This window comes from Paenarthrobacter nicotinovorans (assembly GCF_021919345.1).
Lineage (GTDB): Bacteria > Actinomycetota > Actinomycetes > Actinomycetales > Micrococcaceae > Arthrobacter > Arthrobacter nicotinovorans.
Window position 1 is genome coordinate 3245690 of record NZ_CP089293.1, and the last position, 18511, is coordinate 3264200.

Consider the following 18511-nt stretch of genomic DNA (forward strand, 5'->3'; position numbering starts at 1 on the left):
CGGCAGCGGCAATCCTGACCCGGTAAGACGCAACGTTTCCGCGAATGACGTCGACGGATGTGATCGCATGCGCTAGAGTTACTCCATTCGATGGACAAACAGCGGTTAACTCCAGGAGCTCCCATGTCTTCCACTCTTAAGCACGGCCCTCGCGGTCTCAACCCGGCCGCCCCTGCCTCACGCGACCTGGTGGTCGACTTCATCCGGGTTGCCTGCATGTTCGCCGTGGTGGCCGTGCACCTGCTCATGATGGGCATCAGCGTGGACGAATCCGGCATCGGCGTCGGCAATCCGCTGACTTCCCTGAGCTGGTTTGCTCAAGGCACATGGTTCGGCCAGGTCATGCCGCTCTTCTTCATCGTCGGCGGTTTCGCCTCCTTGACCTCGTGGCGGAGCCTGCGCCGCAAGGGAGGCGATGCCGGCGACTACCTAAGGAACCGTGTGCTGCGCCTGGTTCGTCCTACGGTTGCGTTGTACGCGTTCCTCGCCATTGCGCTCTGGATTGCGACGGCGGCCGGCGTCCCGGGCGATCTGCTCACCGTGATCGCCGCAGGAGCAGGAGTACAGCTGTGGTTCCTTGCCGCCTACCTGATCTGCCAGGCCATGGTCCCCACCATGGCCAAGCTCCACGAAGCCGCGCCCTACCGGACCATCGCCGCGTTGGCCGCTGGCGCCGTCGTCGTCGATGTCCTCCGCCTGGGCCTGGAGCACAATCCCTGGGGTTTCGACTCCAACCCGATCGGGCTGCTGAACATGGTGTTCGTTTGGGGACTGCTGCAGCAGCTTGGATTCTTCTACGCCGACGGGTTTTTCGACCGCTTTGCGCGCTGGCAGCTGGTTCTGGCTGCGGTCGGTTGCTACGCGGCGATGGTTCTGCTCACTCACTCGGGCCCGTATCCCGTGGACATGCTGACCAACCAGAACCCGCCGATGTTTCCGCTGATCCTTGTGGGCCTGGCGCATGTGCTGCTGGTCAAGGCTGCGTACCCGGCCCTGCAGCGCTGCGTGCATCGTGGCTGGGTGCAGAAAGTGATGTTCGTTGTGGGCAGCCGGGCCATGACCATCTACCTGTGGCACCTGCCGTTGATCATTGCCATGTTCGGGATCGCATTGCTGCTGCGGCTTCCGTTCCCTGAGCCTGCGGGCTTGGATTGGTGGCTCAGCCGTCCCCTCTTCTATGTGGCAGCGTGGGCCCTGGTGCTGCTGGCCTCCATGCCGCTGGTCCGGCTGGAACTTGCAAGCACTGCCCTGGCCCCGGGTGCGTCGAGGCCGGCGATGTGGCGGATCATCACTGCCACTGTTCTGGCTGTCATTCCGCCCTTTGTGGTGATGCGGACGGCCCTCGACACAGCGAACGCGACGTGGGGGCTGGTGCTGCTGGTGATCGCTGTGGCATTGGTGACGGGCAAGGTTCCGGACCGGGCGTGGAAGCGTCCGCTTGCGGGACGCGTGGCTTCCTGACCTACTTTGGGGCGGGATCGGCGCTGAAACAACCTAATGGGGTTGTTTTGAGGCGAGGACACGATAAAAGTTGGTAGCGAAGGCTCGCGCTTCAGTAGTTGCGGCGGTGCTTCAGCCGCGGAATTGCGACGGCGAACACCGCTGCCGCTGCGAAACCCAGTATTCCTGTGGCCCAGATGCCGGCCGAGAGCGAGACCGCAGCAGTCAGCCCCGATAACAGCACAGGTCCCCCGGTGGCGCCGGAATCCGCGATGAAACGCCAGATTCCCAGGAAATGGCTCCGCCCGTTGTCCGGCGAGAAGTCTGCGCCCAGCGTCATGATCAATCCGGAACTGATGCCATTGCCGAAGCCGATCAGCAGTGCGACCAAGAGCAACGGGACAAAACCAGCCGTGAACGGGATCAGGATCAGTGCCGACCCCATGATCACCGTGGACGGTATCGCCACCCATTGCCGGCCCTTCCTGTCCATGAGCTTCCCCGCCGGGTAGAAGACCAGCATGTCGATCACTCCGGACAAGCCGAACAGCAGTGAAGCATGGGTGGCGTCGAGGCCCAGATGATCGGCCCACAGTGGGATGACTACCTGGCGCGAAGCCCGCAGTGCGCTCAGCAGCAGGATGCCGAAACCCACGCTCAGGAACACCCCCGCGTGCGACACCGCTACGCTCCGCAGCGTCGACGCCGGAGGGCGCGGACCGCCGTCGGACGTGTCGGGGGCGACCAAATCCGGGATGGTGAGCGACAAGGCAGCCGCCGCCATCATTCCCGCGAACCCCACCCAGTACGCACCACTGATGCCCGCGAACTGCATCACGCCGGCACCAATGAACGGTCCAATGAAGATGCCGATCCTGGTGACACCGCCCAGAGTGGACAGCGCCCGGGCCCGGAAGATGACCGGCACGGCCTCGGTGAGGTACTTCTGCCGGGCAAGGTTGAAGACACTTGCGGACATGCCCACCAACGTCATGGACGCCGCGAGCAACCAGAGTCCGTGCTCCACCTGCGGGGCAAAAGCCGCAGCGCCCAAGGCCATGGCTCCCAAGGCACCGGCGCCAACGATTGACCACCGTTCACCAAACTTCTCGGTGATGATCGACGCCGGAATGTTGAAGATCCACGAGCCGAGCCCAATCAGCGTCACGATCAACGCCGACACAGCCACCGAAGCGCCCAGCTCCCGGGCCGAGAGCGCAATGACCGGCAGGACCGCCCCCTCGCCTATACAGAACAGCAGAGCGGGCCCGAAGGCCGGAAGCGCAATGCTGCGAAGGCTGAAGTTCTTGTCTGCTTGGGTGGTGGTCATCCCTTTCATCCTAGAACTCGTCAAGAGCCTCACTGACCGCGCACCCTGCCTTGGGTGCGGCGCGCAGTTGTTGCGGCTCCGAAGACCGGAGCCGCAACAACTACATGCGAAGCGGAATTACCACTCGGCCCTAGCTGCGGATGGCTGCTGCCTTCCGACGACCAAGGGCGGTCAGGACCAGGCCCATCACGAGCAACGCTCCTGCCCAGAGTGCGAAGCTGCCGTCCAGTCCCGTAGCGGCCAGGGTTTTGGCATTTCCGACGGCGGTGGAAGCTGCCGCAGTCACCGACCCTTTGGTGCCAACAGCCGAGTGGACGCTGCCTGCGGTCACGATACTTCCGCCAGTGACGCTTCCGGTCACGGCGCCGCCAACGGGCTCGTCAACGCCACGTTCTCCGCCCGTCGAGGGGCTTCCGGTGATCGGGGACTCGGCCGGCGGAGTCACAACCGGAGGAGTGACTACTGGAGGGGTAACAACCGGAGGGGTAACAACCGGCGGAGTGACGACCGGAGGAGTGACTACCGGCGGAGTGACAACCGGCGGGGTAACAACGGGAGGTGTTACGTTACCGGCAGAACCGCCACCGATGCCTACCGAAGTCGAGCCAATGGTTACGGGAGCGGTGATCGGAACGATCACCTGCGTACCTGCAAGGATTCCGTCAGATCCCGATGTGGAGGCACCCGGCGTGGTGCCGGTCGTGCCGCCGGCGGAGCCGTTGGAACCGGACGTGGCTGACGAATCACCCAACAGCCCGGCCGAGGTTGAACCAACGCTCACCGGAGCAGTAATCGGAGCAACAACCTGCGTCCCCGAACCAATACCATCAGATCCTGACGTGGAGGCACCCGAAGCGGCAGGAGCCGAACCACCCGTGGAGCCGTTGGAACCTGACGTGGCCGAGGAATCACCCAACAGCCCGGCCGAGGTAGCACCGAGGCTGATCGGAGCCGTAATCGGAGCAACAACCTGCGTCCCCGAACCAATACCCTCGGACCCGGACGTCGAAGCACCCGAACCAGTGCCGGCCGGAGAAGCAGCTGAACCTCCACCGCTGGACGTAGCCGCAGAATCCCCAGCCACACCCACGGCAGTGGCTCCGATGTTAACAGGGACCGAAATCGGAGCCACTACCTGAGCGCCGGACGCGACACCCTCTCCCCCCGACGTTGTTGCCTGCGCGGGCGCTTGGGCCTGTGCAGGAGCTGCTGATCCTGAAGTTGCTGCCGAGTCACCGAGTACGCCGGCCGACGTCGACCCCACCGTGATGGGGACCGTCACCGGTGCGACAACCTGGGTTCCCGAGGCGATACCGTCGGCACCGCCGGTGGTTGCTGCCGGCGTCGAACTTGTTGCCCCGGCCGGGGCGGCAGGTGTGGCTGAGCTCGCCGCAGTGGAGCCCCCCAGCAGACCCACTGACGACGAGCCCAGGTTTACGGGCACCGTTACCGGGGCTACGACTTGCGTCCCGGATCCGATGCCGTTGGAACCGTTGGTGGTGGCTGCGGGTGCTGAACCCGAAGTTGCAGCAGGTGTGGCAGAACTGGTTGCTGCCGAGTCCCCCACCAGGCCCAAAGAGGTTGCGCCGAGGTTGATGGGCGCTGTTACTGGCGCCACCACTTGCGTGCCGGACAGAAGTCCGTCTTTGCCGCTGGTGGTATCCGCGGCGTTTGCTGCGGTGGCGCTGAGGACAATCATGCCCCCGGCAAAGCAGGTGCCGATCAGGCACTTGCGAATGGTCGTGTTCATGGTCTTTTTCTCCTGAAGGTCTTGTTCCCGGAGACGTCCGATGACGGATCGTCTGTAGTGCCGTCTGCCGCGAAAGTCGGTGCAGCAAGGCTGGGGACCTAGTCAGGAGAGGAGCCGGGATCGAATGAAACCGGCTTGGGATGTTGTTCGTCGCTGGCCGTTGCGAGGCCAGGAAGTGCGTCGGCAGGGATGATCAGGGCGGCGGCAAGGAACGCTGCCGCCGGGTTTGGCGGACCGTTGGAAGACCCGGCTGAACCGCCGCCGGCGAGGCCTGATGGGACCGCGTCGCGGTCACCCGGCAGACCGGGCTGCGTTGCCGGATCAGCGGACGAAGACGAGGCGCCAAGCACCGCAGTGATTCCCGTGGGGCCGAAGCTACGGGTGGACATCACCCATGGAGATGCATCGAGTGCGGCCCCCGCAGCCGCGGACGGTTCCGAAAGTTGGCTTTGTTCAGCCGGGGCACTTGTGGCCGGGTCAGCTGGAATTACGACGTCGGTCCCCGGCGAGGTGCCGGCGTCCGGTCCGGCCGGAGGTACTGACCCACTGGTAACGGGTGCAGCCGGGACCTCTTCCGCAGGAACGGCAACCGGAGGCACAACCACGGGTGGAAGGGTCACCGGTGGAACCACGGAATCGAGGGGTGGCAGAACAGCATCGACCACGCCCACCACCGGCTCCACCACGGGGTTGAGCACATCGGTCACAGGTTCCAGGCGCACGGGTTCCAGGGCTGAGTTCACCGGCGGGACAACGACGTCAACCGTGCGGTCCACGGTATCTGTAGCCGGAACGAGCACTGTGTTCACGACTGTTCCCGCAGTGTCCCCTGGGAGGACCTGGTTGACCACCGGCACGGCGCTTACTGCCTGATCCACTGTGCCGCCCGCGTGCTGCACCACGGGCGTGACGGCAGGTACGGGGACGTTGAGGTGATCGGCCGGCAGCAAGCCCTTGACGGCGGCCGGCAGGGCTACGTCGGGAAGCGGAATGCTGATGGAGCTCGATGAGGTCGTGCTCTCCAAGAGGTTCTTTTCGGCAGGACCCGCGTCCGCATTTGCAGCGGTGGCTGAGAGCGCCATCCAGATTGCGGTACCGGCACCCGCGACCATGACGGAGCGGAGAATGCTGGCAGCACGCGGAAAAACGCGCGAACCCCTCATCTCGACACCCCCAGGTAGTCGCGAACCATTGGTCGCCTTCATCCTAGGAAGGACTATTGGAATAGTCCATAGTCAGGAGTAAAGAAGATGAGAAATTTGTAAGGAACCTTGTTTATGACGGGTAGGAGCCTGTTTTCCCCGGACCAAAGTCTGCCGTGCCCAGCGAGGTGCGTCCTTGGGCGTTGGTTTCCTGCAGCCGCTTGATGAACCAGCGCGACTGTTCCGGGCCGTAAGGCAGCACTGGAATGGCCTTGGTGGCGTCTGAGGGCATGTCGCGGATGGACTGGGTTGCCTGGCGCACCGCCGTGCCCATGGTGTCCGCCATTGTCTTGACGAACTCGTCACTGACATGTTTTCCGTGGCCCGGGACCAGGAATTCGTAACGGTGCCTCAGCGCCGAGATGTGCCGCAGCGCATCCGCCCACTCTTCGGGATAGGAGTCCTCGAACGACGGGTGCGCGCCCTGTTCCACCAGGTCACCCACGTACAGGGTGGAGCTGGTTCCTACCAGCAGGTCGCCGTCCGTGTGGGCGCGGCCCAGGTAGAACAGCGTGGCGGTGATCCCTCCGAGGTCCACCAGCACAGGCTGGTCGTGGACCAGCGCGTTCGGGACAACAATTTCGACGGCGTCGCCCTCCCCCGCTGCCATCTCGGGTTCGTTGGTGGCCACGAAGCGTCGCTGGTTGTCGGCGTCGCGTTCGATGGTGGCCGCACAGTTGGCGTGCGCCCAAAACTCGGTAACGCCGTCGTCAGCGAAAACGGCGTTACCGAAGAAGTGGTCGTAGTGCGCATGGGTGTTCACCACCACCAGCGGCAGCTGGGTCTTTTCACGAACCGCAGCAAGGATCTCCCGGCCTTGGCGCGGGCCGCAGCCGGTATCGATGACCATGGCGAGCTCAGAGCCCACCACCAGCCCGGTGTTGAGTAACGATCCCTCGGTTTCCAAGACGTAGTTGTCCGGTCCAAGTTCCAGCCAAGCTGACAATGCGTTCTCCGTATCCACTGCAATCCGGCGATGTTCAGGCCTCTACTCTACCCACGGAAAGCTGGGAGGGAGCGGAATGAACCGGCCGCCGGTGCGGGGATTTAGAGAATGGCGGTCATGACGTTCCAGCCGGCGCCGACCTGGCCGAAGCGCAGCCACCATCCGGAGCCATCGCCGGTGTAGAGCAGCAGATCTCCGGCTGTGTTGCGCCCAAGGACGTCCACCTTGCCGTCGCCGTCGAAATCACCGGGCGCCTCAATGGCGTTGAAGATGTTCCAGCCGGAGCCGATTTGGCTGGTGGCCAGCCACCCGCCCGTGCCGTTCCCCGGGTAGAGCAGGAGTGCTCCGGACCCGTTGCGGGCAATGATGTCTGCTTTGCCGTCGCCGTTGAAGTCACCTACGCCGTCGATGGCCGTCATGATGTTCCAGCCGGCGCCGATCTGGCGAGGCTGCAGCCAGCCGCCGGTGCCGTTGCCCGGGTAAAGCCAGAGCACGCCGTTGCCGTCGCGGGCAATGATGTCAGCAGTTGCGTCGCCGTTGAAGTCACCTGATGCCTTGATGGAGGTCATCACGTTCCAGCCGGCACCGATCTGACGGGCGCCCAGCAGGCCGCCCCAACCGTTGCCCGGGTAAAGCCAAAGCACGCCGTTGCCGTCGCGGGCAATGACATCTGCGTAGCCGTCGCCGTTGAAGTCGCCCGGTGCCTCGATGGAGGTCATGCCGTTCCAGCCCACACCGATCTGGGTGCGGCCGCCCTTCCAGCCTCCGTAGCCGTTGCCCCGGTAAAGCCACAGGGCACCGCTGCCATCGCGGGCAATGACGTCGCTGGTGCCGTCTCCGTTGAAGTCGGTGAGCTTCTTGTTCAGTGCTGCAGCGGGGGCGGTGCCACCGAACTTCTTCAATGCTGCGGTGGCATCCACCAGGCCTGCGCCGCATCCGGCCGAGCAGCCACCCGGCAGCGGCCTGGCAGACTCTTTGAGCTGCTGCTCCACCTGTGCAGGAGTGACGGTGCTGCCCTCGGCGGACATAAGAAGAGCTGCAACGCCCGCCACGTGGGGAGCGGCCATGGACGTTCCCTCCATCCAGGCGAAAGCGGGCTCGCCGGGCGTGGTGGTTCCGTAGTTCAGGGTGGACAAAATTCCGCGGCTCACGTCAACCGACATGTCGCCACCGGGTGCCGTGACGTCCACGGTGGGACCGTAGTTGGAGTACACGGCCCGGGCTCCGGCTTTGTCGCTGGCAGCTACGGCGACGACGTTCTGGCAGTTGGCAGGGCTGGCATCAGCCGCAGGGCGGTTGGAGTTACCTGCCGAGGCAACAACCACGGCGCCGGCGTTGTACGCAAAGTTGATGGCGTTCTGGTAAGTGGTGGAGCACTCTTTGATGCCGCCCAGGCTGAGGTTAATGACCTTGGCCGGGTTGGGGTTCACGGGAGCATCAGCCACTACGCCACCTGCAGCCCAGATGATCGAATCGGCGATATCGGAGCTGTAGCCGCCACAGACGCCAAGCGCCCGGACGGGGAGAATCCTGGCACCCGGCGCAACGCCGGAGATGCCGATGCTGTTGTTTCCGAGGGCCGCCACGATTCCGGCCACATGGGTTCCGTGCCATGAGGAGTTCTCGGCGGGGCTGCCGGATTCACACTCTTCCGCCGGCACCCAGTCGCCCTGGTCCGTGGGGTCGGGATCGCGGCCGTTGCCATCCCGCGCATCGGCGGCGCTGGAAATCATGTCGTAGCCGGGCAACACATTGGCGTTGAGTTCAGGGTGGTTGGTGATGCCAGTGTCCACCACGGCAACAACTACGCCTTCGCCGTGGTTGTAGTCCCAGGCACCCGGGGTGCGGACGCCGGACAGGTTGTCCCACAGGTTCCACTGCTCCAAGTAGCCGTAGTCCTGTGAGTGCGAGGTGGGACGCATGATGTCGTCAGCCTCTGCGTAGGCCACGTTGGGATCCGCGCGAAGGGTTTCCACGAAAGCCTGGGCCTCCGTTGCCGAAAGTGCCTCATCGAGCTTGATGACGTGACCCCCGGTGGCATTTTCACGGGAGCTCTTGGCCTGCACACCCAGCTTGGTGGCTGCTTTGTCCGCCGCGTTCTCGGCCTTCACCGCAGCAGCCTGGGCTGCGCTGTCGCGAATACCCACGATGAACTGGTCAGTGGGGGTCTCTGCCGCGGCCTTGAGGACCTTGGGGGTGCTCGGGATGATGTTGATCTGGTCAGCAGCGGCTGGCTGGACGGCCAGTCCTCCGGTGATCAGAAGCGTGGTCATGGCTAAGCCAATAGTTCTTAGAGAACGGAGTCGGGGATTATTCACTGGGCATCCTAGGGAAAAATCGCGGCAGCCTTGAACGGCTGATCGCGGGCAACTGGAGACCACCAGCTGACCCCCAGGAAATTGTAAGCTGACTCTCGACTCTCCGTGCACACCGTCACATTTGTGACGGTAACGGTGCCGGATAAAGCAGGACCAGCCCACTACAGCATCCGACGGGATGCCGTAATGGGCTGGTGCCTACCGCTAGTGACGATTAGCTGTGACGGGAAGCTGCCTTCCTGCGGGTGACCAACATCAGGACCAGCCCGAAGAGGACAAGAACCGCAGCGATCGCTACGTAGGGAGTCGCCTGGGCACCAGTGGAGGCCAGGTTCTCATCCGAGCCCTCGTTCACGGACCTGTCCGCGCAAACACCCGAATTCGAGGTTCCATTACCTGCGACGCCCGGGATTTCCTCGCAGCTGTCCTCACTCGGTGCCACGGCCGGAGTCGTCTCCGAGGGAGTTGACGACGGCGGGGTCGTCTCCGAGGGGGTCGACGTCGCCGGAGGCGTCTCAACCGGCTTCGTCTCAGACGGCGTCGGGGTCGGCGTCTCAACCGGCTTCGTCTCCGAAGGCGACGGGGTCGGCGTCGGCGTCTCAACCGGCTTCGTCTCCGAAGGCGACGGGGTCGGCGTCGGCGTCTCAACCGGCTTCGTCTCCGAAGGCGTCGGAGTCGGCGTCGGCGTCTCAACCGGCTTCGTCTCCGAAGGCGTCGGAGTCGGCGTCTCAACCGGCTTCGTCTCCGAAGGCGTCGGAGTCGGCGTCGGCGTCTCAACCGGCTTCGTCTCCGAAGGCGTCGGAGTCGGAGTCGGCGTCGGCGTTACCGGGATCTCGTCCACAGTGACCGTGGCTGAAGCGTTGATGACCTTGGAGTCAACGTGGTTGAAGACCGCGAAAACCTGGCAGTCAGTGTCGCCGTTGTGGAACCAGTTGAGGCTGTCATCGGTAGCCGGAACCACGGAGGCGGACAGCTTCAGGGTGCCGGGCTGGTCAACCGTGACACAGAGATCGACGTCAACGGAATCGCCAACGACGGGCTGCGTGTCCACAGTCAGGAGGTTGCCTCGCAGCGTGGCGTCTGTTTCATCCGGGCACAGGGTTACGTTTCCCGTGGAGGCCGAGAGGTTGATGGGAGTACCTGCAACGTTGGTTTTCAGCGTTACCCGCGCTTCGTCGCCGACAGAAAGGGGGCCCTGGGTTGCCGGCGAAATGCCCAGCTCGGGAACGTACGGCACGGCCAGGAAGTCGAGTGTCTCCTCGATATCGTTCGGGCCCAGCTTGCTTTCATCACAGATGGACTGGGCGTATTCCCGCAAGTTGTTGTAATCCGCGACGCACCAGGCCAGCTGCTGAACCCGGTAGCGCGACTCGGAGTCCGTATCAGAGGTGACGAATACGCTTTCGGTTCCGCTGGTGTACTGGAACCCGTTCTGAACGATATAGGCGAAGGCGCGACGTTGGAAGTCGGTCATGCCAGAGTTCTTGTCAACGTCGTCATGAAGCGGGCGGCCATCGATGCACGACTGCAGTTCCGGGTCCGTGCAGTACATCCAGGCGCTCACTGGACCGCCGTTTGCGGGTCCTCCTTCAGCTTCGGTTGCGTACCGCACGCCGCACAGAGGAACAGTGGCATCGCCGCCGTTAGGAGCGACACCGTTGGCGGTGTACAGGGGAACGACGAGCCCGCGGTTGTAGTTGGCGAGGCTGACTCCCTCGACGGTGGTGGACGGGTCGGTCACATGTGCGGTGGTACCCGGGCAAGGTGGAGCCTCAAAGGAGGTGCTTGCGTTTGGGGGTGCCACTGCGGTTGCGGGAGTTGGCATGCCTAACTGCGCAGCAAATACCCCCGCAACCAACAGAGTTGACGCGGCCAAACCCGCGGCGAGACGTTTCAGCATTATTTCCTTCAACTTGAACTAAACGAGAACAAAGGACGGCGGCCCGCGCATCCAGCGCAGGGGGTCCCTCAGCAAGTTCGTGTTTTCAGGCCGCGTTTTGTGATGTCGAGATGCGGAAGAGTGATCAACGTCTCTTATTTGCGGGTGAGCGAACCACCACAGCTCACCCGCATTCTTTGCCTAGGTCCGGTCGTGAAGCGTGACGTGGTATCCATCGGGGTCGGCAAAGGTGACGGTGCGACCGAACGGCCCGTCGATCGGAGCCGTGACGATTGGGTGGCCGTCACGTGCCAGGGCGTCGTGGATTTCCTGGACATCGGTGGCGTGCAACCAGATAGCGGCGCCGATGCCGGGTTGGTCGACGGATTCCAAATCAGTACCCGGGACGATGCTCCTCAGCGCGAAGGCTATGGGCCTGGTTTCGAAGACGACGGCGTGGGGCGGGCCGGCCTGCGAGCGGATGAGGCCGAGGTAGTTCTCGTAGAACGCCCGCGAGGCGTCGAGATCACGGACTTGGAGGGAGATGAAGTCGGGGCCGGTGACAGGCATGGTGGAACTCCTTAGTTCTATGTCAGTTATCTGACACGCATCAACGTATGTCAGAATACTGACATGAGTCAACGCGGGATCGACCTCACCACGTCACTGGGCTATCTGCTGAAGGAAGCCTCGAGCGCCCTCCGCGTCGCCATGGAGGCAGCACTTCGGCCGCTCGGGATGACCGTGACCCACTACTCGTGCCTGGAGCTTCTTGCGCAACGCCCCGGTTTGTCGAACTCCGAACTGGCCCGTGGGGCGTTCGTGACACGGCAATCCATGAATGTCCTGCTCCAAGCACTGGAGCGGGACGGTTACGTAACGCGACCGGCAGAAGCCCGGGTTGGAAAAGTCCTGCCTACGCAGCTCACCCCCCTTGGCCGGCGAAAGCTGGAGAAGGCGACCACTGCGGTCAGGGAGGTTGAGCTCAGGATGCTGGCCGGCATGACAAAAGAGGACCAATCAACAGCGCTCAGGATCCTGCGAAGCATGGTCCACTCCCTGCGCGACGACAACCAGGATGCAAACGATGCGGATCATTAGCACCCTCCGGAAAGGTGCCGCAGCCGCCGTCGTTGGTGTCCTGCTGAGCGGTTGCACCACACCCGCCGCACCGTCGCGCCCAATGGCGGCAGCTGAAGCAGCCGTTTCGGAAATCCCCGGCGCGACGTTCCAAGCGGACCGTGCGCGGAACGGTACGACGGCCTACGTCAACGCGACGCTGTCCGTAACGGACGCCTTCGCCGGCGATCCGGCGGCGCTTCTTGACTACTCGCTGGCACAACTGGCCTCCCAGGACGAGGTGGATCGGGGACAGTTTGTGCGCCTGACCTTTGATGGGACGGGGCAGACGCCGGAGAAAACAAAGACACTACTGGTGTCCTTGAGGATCAATTCGGAGCAATACGGTGGCGGATCCTCGCTGGAGCTCGCCAACCAGGACCTTGACGAGCGATACGGCACCTGGCCCGCGTCCCCGCCGTCGCTTCCGCCGTCGCTCCGCTCAGCGGGCTGACGACACGCATGGGCTGGGGTGCCCATCGCGGCATCGGCCCGGTCCGCCTAGGGTGGAAGGTGCCCGGGAACCTTGGGCACTTTGGGGGAAGATATGCGCAATACAAATTCACGACGGCGGCATCGCCGTCTGCTTTCGGCTACGGCAATCGTTGTGCTCACCGCAGTTACGGCCGGCGGGCTGGCAGGATGCAGGGTTGAAAAGCGGCCGGCGCCGCCGTACCCGACCGTCGAATGGCAGGGGGCTGCACCCACAGGACCGTTGGAGTCCGACCCGTGGGTACAGGCCACAAGGGACTTCCTCGAAGCAGAAGCCGTGGCCCGCAACATCAACGATTTCTCGATACCTGAGCTCGTCCGAACGGCCGGCAGGGATATGCGGAGCCGTGCAGCGAGACCGGCATTCGACGACGTGAAACAGAGACGGCGCCCGGACATCCTTCCCGGGCCAACGCCGTTCTTGCCCCTCTCTGTGACGCCCAACTTCCGGGGCGACCCGAACCGGGCAGCTGTCAGGGGGTGCAGAGCAACTGCGTGGTCTTCGGAAAAGGGAGAAGTGCCTTCCCAGCTGAAGGGCCACGGCGTCGAGTACCGGATGGAACGGCTGGCTGACGGCACCATGCGGGTGGAATCCTCAGCGAGCGTCCCGGCTTTGGACTGCGCCGATGCCATGCTTCCCGTGTCATTGTTCGCCCCAGCGCCGGAGCCTTCAGACGTCACCGATGTTAAGGACATCGTGATCGCCGAGCGCGCCGACATTGATCCGCCCGGCAAATGAGGGGTCAACACCCAGGAGCGGGCATGGCCGTCATGTTGCTCTGCGCAGCGTTGCTCGCCGGATGCACAGTGCCCGGCGACGGGGGCCGATCTCGTGGCCCGATACGGCGAGTGGCCGGGTTCGGCGCCTACGGTAAATCAAGAGATTCTCCAACGTCCCATAGCCCTTGGACAGTGAGCGAGCGTCCGGCCCAAGGGCGCGGAACGTGAGCAAGCGTCCGGCCCAAGGGCGCGGGACGTGAGCAAGCGTCCGGCCCAAGGGCGCGGGACGTGAGCAAGCGTCCGACCCAAGGGCGGGGAACGTGAGCAAGCGTCGAGGGGTTACATGTCTGCGAGCGCGCCGCCCGGGTTTTCGATCGCGTCGGCCACGTAGCGCAGGAAGCCTGCGGCGGTTTCGCCGTCGCACACCCGGTGGTCGAAAGCCAGGGTCAGTTCGGTGACCTTGCGGACGGCCAGCTCTCCGTTGACCACCCAGGGCTTGTCGATGATGCGGCCGACGCCGAGCATCGCAACTTCCGGGTAGTTGATGATCGCGGCCGAGCCGTCCACGCCGAACACACCGTAGTTGTTCAGCGTGAAGGTGCCGGAGCCCAGTTCCGTAGGGGTCCCCTTTCCGTCACGTGCGACGGCGGTGAGTCGCCGGATCTCTGCGTCGAGTTCGCGGGCGCTCATCCCGTGGGCGTTGCGCACCGACGGGACCACGAGTCCGCGGTCGGTCTGGGCGGCGAAACCGAGGTTGATTCCATCGAAGCCCACGATTTCCTGGGAGCCGTCGGCTGCGGTTTCAAAGCGCGTGTTCAGGGCCGGATACTTTTTTAACCCAGCCGTGACAAAACGAGCGATGAAGGCCAGCAGGCCAGGAGTGTCGTGCGGAGCGCGCTTCTTGAGCTCGGCCCGCATCTCCAGGAGCGCGGTTGCGTCCACATCCACCCATACCGTGGCTTCGGGGATCTCCGAGCGGCTCTTCGTCATGTTTGCAGCCACTGCCTTGCGGACTCCACGGACAGGCGTCCGGGCAGACACAGCCAAACCGGTGCGGCCATCAACGGCCCCCGCAACAGCAGAAGCAACAGCAGGAGCCTCAGCAGGAGGCGCAGCAGCAACCGGAGCCTCCGGTGCAGAAATCGCAGCTTCAACGTCCCTGCGCATGATCAGCCCGCTCGCGCCCGAACCCTCAATCGCGTCAAGCGAAACACCGTGATCCCGTGCCATCTTCCGTACCAGCGGCGAGATGACAGCGCTGAGTTTGCCCGGGATGCGCGTCCCGGCCACAGCCGGCTCAAGAACCGGTTCAGCTACTGCAGCCGGCTCAGCCACACGCTCGGCTGCCCGGTCGACGACGGCGACACTCGCCTTGCGCGGGCGCGTCCGGCCGCCGGTCGCTCCCCCGGGCGTGCCGTAGCCGATCAGTACATTCCCGGAGCCGGCCTTTTCCTCGGTCCGGTACGTCTCAGCTGCGGCTTCCACGGCGGGCGACGCCTCAATCCCGGAGGACAGGGCAGCCGGAGCCGCGGCAGCGGGCGAACCCGACCCCGCACCAGCACGGGCGATCGAGATCAGCGGCTTGCCGACGTCGAGCGTTTGGCCGGCTTCCCCGTGCAGCTCGGCGACGGTACCGGCGTAAGGCGAGGGCACCTCAACCATGGACTTGGCGGTTTCAACCTCGGCGATGGGCTGGTCGACCACGATCTCGTCACCGACGGCGACGAGCCAGTTCACCAGTTCGGCTTCGGTGAGTCCTTCTCCGAGGTCGGGCAGTTTGAAGACCTGCATATCTGAACTCATGGTTAGTCCTCCCACTGAAGGTCGTCGACGGCGTCGAGGATGCGGTCGACGCTTGGCAGGTAATAGTGCTCCAGCTTGGGAGACGGGAACGGGACATCGAAACCGGTCACGCGGAGGATCGGCGCGGCCAGGTAATGGAACGCGCGTTCCTGGACGCGGGCCACGATCTCGGAGGACACGGAGGCGAAGCCGTGGGCTTCGGCGATGACGACGGCGCGTCCCGTCTTGCGTACGGACGCACAGACGGTCTCGTCGTCGAAGGGGACGAGGGTGCGGACGTCGATGACTTCGAGCGAACGTCCCTCTTCGGCGGCAGCGGCCGCGGCGGCGAGTGCGGTGGGAACGGACGGTCCATAAGCGATGAGCGTGGCGTCCGTGCCGGGACGGGCGACAGCCGCGCGGCCCTCGGTGGAGGTCCCGGCGTCGTGCTCTGCGCGCAGGGCACCCAGGTCCACCTGGTCCTTGGACCAGTAGAGCTTCTTGGGTTCCATGAACATGACGGGGTCATCGGAGTCGATGGCTTCGCGGAGCATGCGGTAGCCGTCGGCGACGGTGGCCGGGGTGTAGACCTTCAGGCCTGCGGTGTGGGCGTAGTAGGACTCGGAGGAGTCGCAGTGGTGCTCCACTCCCCCAATACCGCCGGCGTAGGGAACACGGATGACCATGGGCATTTTGAGCTTGCCCTTGGTGCGGTTGTGCATCTTGGCGACGTGGCTGACGATCTGTTCGAAGGCCGGGTAGGCGAAGGCGTCGAACTGCATCTCGATGACGGGGCGCATGCCGTTGATGGCCATGCCCACAGCCATGCCGACGATGCCTGATTCTGCGAGCGGGGTGTCGAAGCAGCGCTGTTCGCCGAATTCGGCCATGAGGCCGTCGGTGATGCGGAAGACGCCACCGAGCATGCCGACGTCCTCGCCGAAGACCAGCACTGAGGAGTCCGCACGCATGGCGTCGGCCATGGCGGTGTTGAGAGCCTTGGCCATGGTGAGGCTCTGCGGCCCGGTTGCCTCGGCGGTGGCCGCAGCGGAAGCGGCGGCGCTGGCGGTGGCTGCGCTGACGTTGGCGGTGGCGGTGGTGACGGTCATTTTGCGCCCTCCTCGCGGGCAAGTTCACTGGCGAGCATGTCTGACTGCTCCTTCAACTGCGGCGTGGGCTTGGCGAAGACGTACTTGAAGAGGTCCAGGGGCTGCACCGGGATGTCCTCGCCCAGGCCTTCGCGGAGCTGGGTGGCGACGGCTTCCGCGTGCTCGGCGATGCGGTTGCTGGCGGCGTCGTCCAACAGGCCCTTGTCCGTCAGGTAGGACTTCATGCGGGTCAACGGATCCTTGGCCTGCCATTCGGCGACTTCGCTGTCGGGACGGTAGCGGGTGGCGTCGTCGGCGTTGGTGTGGGCCTGCATGCGGTACGTGTGAGCCTCTATCAGCAGCGGGCCGGAACCTTCGCGGGCCAGCTTCACCGCCCGGTCCATCACGGCGAGCAGCGCGACGAGGTCGTTGCCGTCAACGCGCTCACCTGCCATGCCGTAGCCGACAGCCTTGTGGGCCAGCGACGGCGCCACGGACTGGTGGCTGAGCGGTACGGAGATGGCGTACTTGTTGTTTTGCACGAAGAAGATGACGGGCAGGTGGAAGACAGCGGCGAAGTTCAGTGCCTCGTGGAAGTCACCTTCGCTGGTGGCGCCGTCGCCGCACATGGCCATCACTACCGTGTTTTCACCGCGCAGCTTGGCGGCATGGGCAACGCCCACGGCGTGCAGCAGCTGGGTGGTCAGCGGGGTGCACTGGATGCCGACGTTGTGCTCTTTGGGGTCGTATCCACCGTGCCAGTCGCCGCGGAAGATGGTCATCACCTCTACGGGGTCTACCCCGCGGGTCATGACGGCGACGGCGTCGCGGTAGGTGGGGAACAGCCAGTCACCTTCGCTGAGGCACATGGCAGCTGCCACCTGGCAGGCTTCCTGGCCGTGGCTTGAGGGGTAGACGGCCATGCGGCCCTGCCGGACGAGCGCCGAGTTCTGGTCGTTGACGCGGCGTCCGACGACGAGCTGCTCGTAGGCGGCCATCAGTTCAGAGTCGCCGGGCGTGGGGTACTCGTGGCCGGGTTCGGTGCCTTGTTCGTCATGGGGGCGGAGGGTGCCGTCCGGGTTCACCATTTGGATCTGGTGCCGGGCGGGAAGCATGTAGTCCTCAACGCTGATGCCGAATTTTGTCCGAACGTCAGCAGCCTGGTCCTCTACAACCGTTTCCGGCGCAGAGTGGTCTGCGTGGATCGTCATTGGTCCGTCCTTCTCTAGCCACTATGTGCTTCCAGTATGTTCCCCGGTGAAGTTTCGTATCCAGCTTTCCGCTGAATCATGGAAGACCTTGCCTAAACTGGGTATTCTGAAAGACGAATTGCAATTGTGAGCTGGGTTACGCGCCTGTGCTGTAGACGAATTGGAGAGCCCATGAGCGAGGCCGAGGCGGAGCAGACCGCCGTGCCGCTGGACAGTGTGGACCGCGACATCATCCGCGAGCTCACCACGGACGGGCGCATGTCCATCACGCAGGTGGCCGAGAACGTGCACATCAGCCGCGCCCACGCGTATTCCCGCATTGCGCGGCTCACTGGCGAGGGCGTGCTGACCAAGTTCACGGCCCTGGTGGATCCGATCAAAGCCGGCTTGCGATCGTCCGCGTATGTGACGTTGAAGGTGCAGCAGCATTCCTGGCGGGAGTTGAAGGAACAGCTGCGGGCCATCCCGGAGATCCACCACATTGCCTTGGTGGGCGGCGACTTCGACGTCATCCTCCTGGTCCGCGCCACCGACAACATCCACCTCCGCCGCGTGATCTTCGATCAGCTGCAGTCCATGGAGGGCATCCTGGATACCCAGACTTTCCTGGTGTTCGAAGACGTCGATACCCGGTGACGTTCCAGCGAAAAGTCATCTGGACGGTTGTTGCTGCCATGCTCGCAGGGCTGTTGTGGCTGATGGCTGCCTACCAGCTCTTCCACAACCCGCCCCACGCCACTCCCCAGCGGACCGACGCGATTGTGGTGTTGGGCGGCATGAGCAGCGAACGCCTCCCGGAGGGCTTGGCTTTGCGGGAGCAGTTGGACATTCCGGACCTGGTGGTGGTCACCACGGGATTGCCCGCCAACGCCGGTTCGGATCAGTTTTGTGAAGCGCACGACGGCGATGCTCACCTTGACTGCTTCCGCCCGGATCCGCTGAACACCAGGGGTGAAGCCGCCCATCTGCGGGACCTTGCCGCGGAGCGCGGCTGGAAGTCGGTGACTGTGGTGACGTCCGACTATCACCTGCTCCGGGCAGGCACCTTGATGAAGCAATGCATAGCCGCTGACGTGCACATGGTGGGCACCAAACCCCGGCTCTCCCACGCCGGTTGGCTGTGGCGCTTCGTGGTGGAAACAGGTGGGCTGTTCGATGTCTGGCTACGCCCTGAATGCTAAGGGTGTCTGGTGAATTCTGCTTGCTTGTGAACGGCTAGGATTGCACTAGTTTC

The 18511-nt window shown here is 64.2% G+C and carries 16 protein-coding genes; 6 read left to right on the forward strand and 10 right to left on the reverse strand.

The annotated features are described in order from the left end of the window. Positions 1–123 precede the first annotated feature (123 nt). Positions 124–1461, forward strand: coding sequence for an acyltransferase family protein (locus JMY29_RS15095; protein WP_189075321.1), 1338 nt, complete (start codon positions 124–126; stop codon positions 1459–1461). Positions 1462–1552: 91 nt separating this feature from the next. On the opposite strand, the gene JMY29_RS15100 is transcribed toward JMY29_RS15095, so the two are convergent. The 7 genes from JMY29_RS15100 to JMY29_RS15130 all read right to left on the reverse strand — a co-directional run bounded on the left by JMY29_RS15100 (position 1553) and on the right by JMY29_RS15130 (position 11435). Then, positions 1553–2770: an MFS transporter gene (locus JMY29_RS15100; protein ID WP_189075322.1), complete on the reverse strand. Its 1218-nt coding sequence runs from the start codon at positions 2768–2770 to the stop codon at positions 1553–1555. Between the two features lie 130 nt (positions 2771–2900). Continuing rightward, on the reverse strand, positions 2901–4520 hold the full coding sequence (locus JMY29_RS15105; RefSeq protein ID WP_189075323.1) for a beta strand repeat-containing protein: 1620 nt from the start codon (positions 4518–4520) through the stop codon (positions 2901–2903). Positions 4521–4618: 98 nt separating this feature from the next. Further along, the gene (locus JMY29_RS15110) at positions 4619–5683 is read right to left on the reverse strand and encodes a hypothetical protein (protein ID WP_189075324.1); all 1065 of its coding nucleotides are present in this window, start codon (positions 5681–5683) and stop codon (positions 4619–4621) included. 112 nt (positions 5684–5795) lie between these two features. Continuing rightward, a complete protein-coding gene (locus JMY29_RS15115; protein ID WP_227453550.1) occupies positions 5796–6668 on the reverse strand; it encodes an MBL fold metallo-hydrolase in 873 nt (290 codons plus the stop codon). 101 nt (positions 6669–6769) lie between these two features. Continuing rightward, on the reverse strand, positions 6770–8941 hold the full coding sequence (locus JMY29_RS15120; protein ID WP_064721513.1) for a S8 family serine peptidase: 2172 nt from the start codon (positions 8939–8941) through the stop codon (positions 6770–6772). A gap of 259 nt (positions 8942–9200) precedes the next feature. Beyond that, positions 9201–10727, reverse strand: coding sequence for a superantigen-like protein SSL4 (locus JMY29_RS15125; RefSeq protein ID WP_189075325.1), 1527 nt, complete (start codon positions 10725–10727; stop codon positions 9201–9203). A gap of 339 nt (positions 10728–11066) precedes the next feature. Further along, a complete protein-coding gene (locus JMY29_RS15130) occupies positions 11067–11435 on the reverse strand; it encodes a VOC family protein (RefSeq protein WP_018776863.1) in 369 nt (122 codons plus the stop codon). A gap of 63 nt (positions 11436–11498) precedes the next feature. On the opposite strand from JMY29_RS15130, the gene JMY29_RS15135 reads away from it, so the two are divergent. The 3 genes from JMY29_RS15135 to JMY29_RS15145 all read left to right on the forward strand — a co-directional run bounded on the left by JMY29_RS15135 (position 11499) and on the right by JMY29_RS15145 (position 13215). After that, on the forward strand, positions 11499–11966 hold the full coding sequence (locus tag JMY29_RS15135; RefSeq protein WP_189075326.1) for a MarR family winged helix-turn-helix transcriptional regulator: 468 nt from the start codon (positions 11499–11501) through the stop codon (positions 11964–11966). Next, positions 11953–12438 (forward strand): hypothetical protein, encoded by a 486-nt coding sequence (locus JMY29_RS15140; protein WP_189075327.1) that lies wholly within the window; start codon positions 11953–11955, stop codon positions 12436–12438. Before JMY29_RS15135 ends, JMY29_RS15140 begins: the two co-directional genes overlap by 14 nt. A 93-nt stretch (positions 12439–12531) precedes the next feature. Further along, the gene (locus JMY29_RS15145; protein ID WP_081623320.1) at positions 12532–13215 is read left to right on the forward strand and encodes a hypothetical protein; all 684 of its coding nucleotides are present in this window, start codon (positions 12532–12534) and stop codon (positions 13213–13215) included. A 320-nt stretch (positions 13216–13535) separates the two neighbouring features. On the opposite strand, the gene JMY29_RS15150 is transcribed toward JMY29_RS15145, so the two are convergent. Genes JMY29_RS15150 through pdhA form a run of 3 tightly spaced genes read right to left on the reverse strand, consistent with a single transcriptional unit; the run spans position 13536 to position 17277 of the window. Beyond that, on the reverse strand, positions 13536–14999 hold the full coding sequence (locus JMY29_RS15150; RefSeq protein WP_189075328.1) for a dihydrolipoamide acetyltransferase family protein: 1464 nt from the start codon (positions 14997–14999) through the stop codon (positions 13536–13538). 2 nt (positions 15000–15001) lie between these two features. After that, positions 15002–16087: an alpha-ketoacid dehydrogenase subunit beta gene (locus JMY29_RS15155; protein WP_039242626.1), complete on the reverse strand. Its 1086-nt coding sequence runs from the start codon at positions 16085–16087 to the stop codon at positions 15002–15004. Beyond that, on the reverse strand, positions 16084–17277 hold the full coding sequence (gene pdhA, locus JMY29_RS15160; RefSeq protein ID WP_189075329.1) for a pyruvate dehydrogenase (acetyl-transferring) E1 component subunit alpha: 1194 nt from the start codon (positions 17275–17277) through the stop codon (positions 16084–16086). Before pdhA ends, JMY29_RS15155 begins: the two co-directional genes overlap by 4 nt. 171 nt (positions 17278–17448) lie before the next feature. On the opposite strand from pdhA, the gene JMY29_RS15165 reads away from it, so the two are divergent. Further along, a complete protein-coding gene (locus JMY29_RS15165; protein WP_018776870.1) occupies positions 17449–17913 on the forward strand; it encodes an Lrp/AsnC family transcriptional regulator in 465 nt (154 codons plus the stop codon). Beyond that, the gene (locus JMY29_RS15170) at positions 17910–18458 is read left to right on the forward strand and encodes a YdcF family protein (protein WP_189075330.1); all 549 of its coding nucleotides are present in this window, start codon (positions 17910–17912) and stop codon (positions 18456–18458) included. Before JMY29_RS15165 ends, JMY29_RS15170 begins: the two co-directional genes overlap by 4 nt. Positions 18459–18511: the final 53 nt, after the last annotated feature.

What these genes read in the sequence shown, in the direction of transcription:
- JMY29_RS15165 (WP_018776870.1), top strand. Translation starts at nt 17,449, where the DNA reads ATGAGCGAGGCCGAGGCGGAGCAGACCGCCGTGCCGCTGGACAGTGTG.
- JMY29_RS15145 (WP_081623320.1), top strand. Translation starts at nt 12,532, where the DNA reads ATGCGCAATACAAATTCACGACGGCGGCATCGCCGTCTGCTTTCGGCT.
- JMY29_RS15095 (WP_189075321.1), top strand. Translation starts at nt 124, where the DNA reads ATGTCTTCCACTCTTAAGCACGGCCCTCGCGGTCTCAACCCGGCCGCC.
- JMY29_RS15150 (WP_189075328.1), bottom strand. Translation starts at nt 14,999, where the DNA reads ATGAGTTCAGATATGCAGGTCTTCAAACTGCCCGACCTCGGAGAAGGA.
- JMY29_RS15135 (WP_189075326.1), top strand. Translation starts at nt 11,499, where the DNA reads ATGAGTCAACGCGGGATCGACCTCACCACGTCACTGGGCTATCTGCTG.
- JMY29_RS15110 (WP_189075324.1), bottom strand. Translation starts at nt 5,683, where the DNA reads ATGAGGGGTTCGCGCGTTTTTCCGCGTGCTGCCAGCATTCTCCGCTCC.
- JMY29_RS15130 (WP_018776863.1), bottom strand. Translation starts at nt 11,435, where the DNA reads ATGCCTGTCACCGGCCCCGACTTCATCTCCCTCCAAGTCCGTGATCTC.
- JMY29_RS15100 (WP_189075322.1), bottom strand. Translation starts at nt 2,770, where the DNA reads ATGACCACCACCCAAGCAGACAAGAACTTCAGCCTTCGCAGCATTGCG.
- JMY29_RS15120 (WP_064721513.1), bottom strand. Translation starts at nt 8,941, where the DNA reads ATGACCACGCTTCTGATCACCGGAGGACTGGCCGTCCAGCCAGCCGCT.
- pdhA (WP_189075329.1), bottom strand. Translation starts at nt 17,277, where the DNA reads ATGACGATCCACGCAGACCACTCTGCGCCGGAAACGGTTGTAGAGGAC.
- JMY29_RS15140 (WP_189075327.1), top strand. Translation starts at nt 11,953, where the DNA reads ATGCGGATCATTAGCACCCTCCGGAAAGGTGCCGCAGCCGCCGTCGTT.
- JMY29_RS15105 (WP_189075323.1), bottom strand. Translation starts at nt 4,520, where the DNA reads ATGAACACGACCATTCGCAAGTGCCTGATCGGCACCTGCTTTGCCGGG.
- JMY29_RS15155 (WP_039242626.1), bottom strand. Translation starts at nt 16,087, where the DNA reads ATGACCGTCACCACCGCCACCGCCAACGTCAGCGCAGCCACCGCCAGC.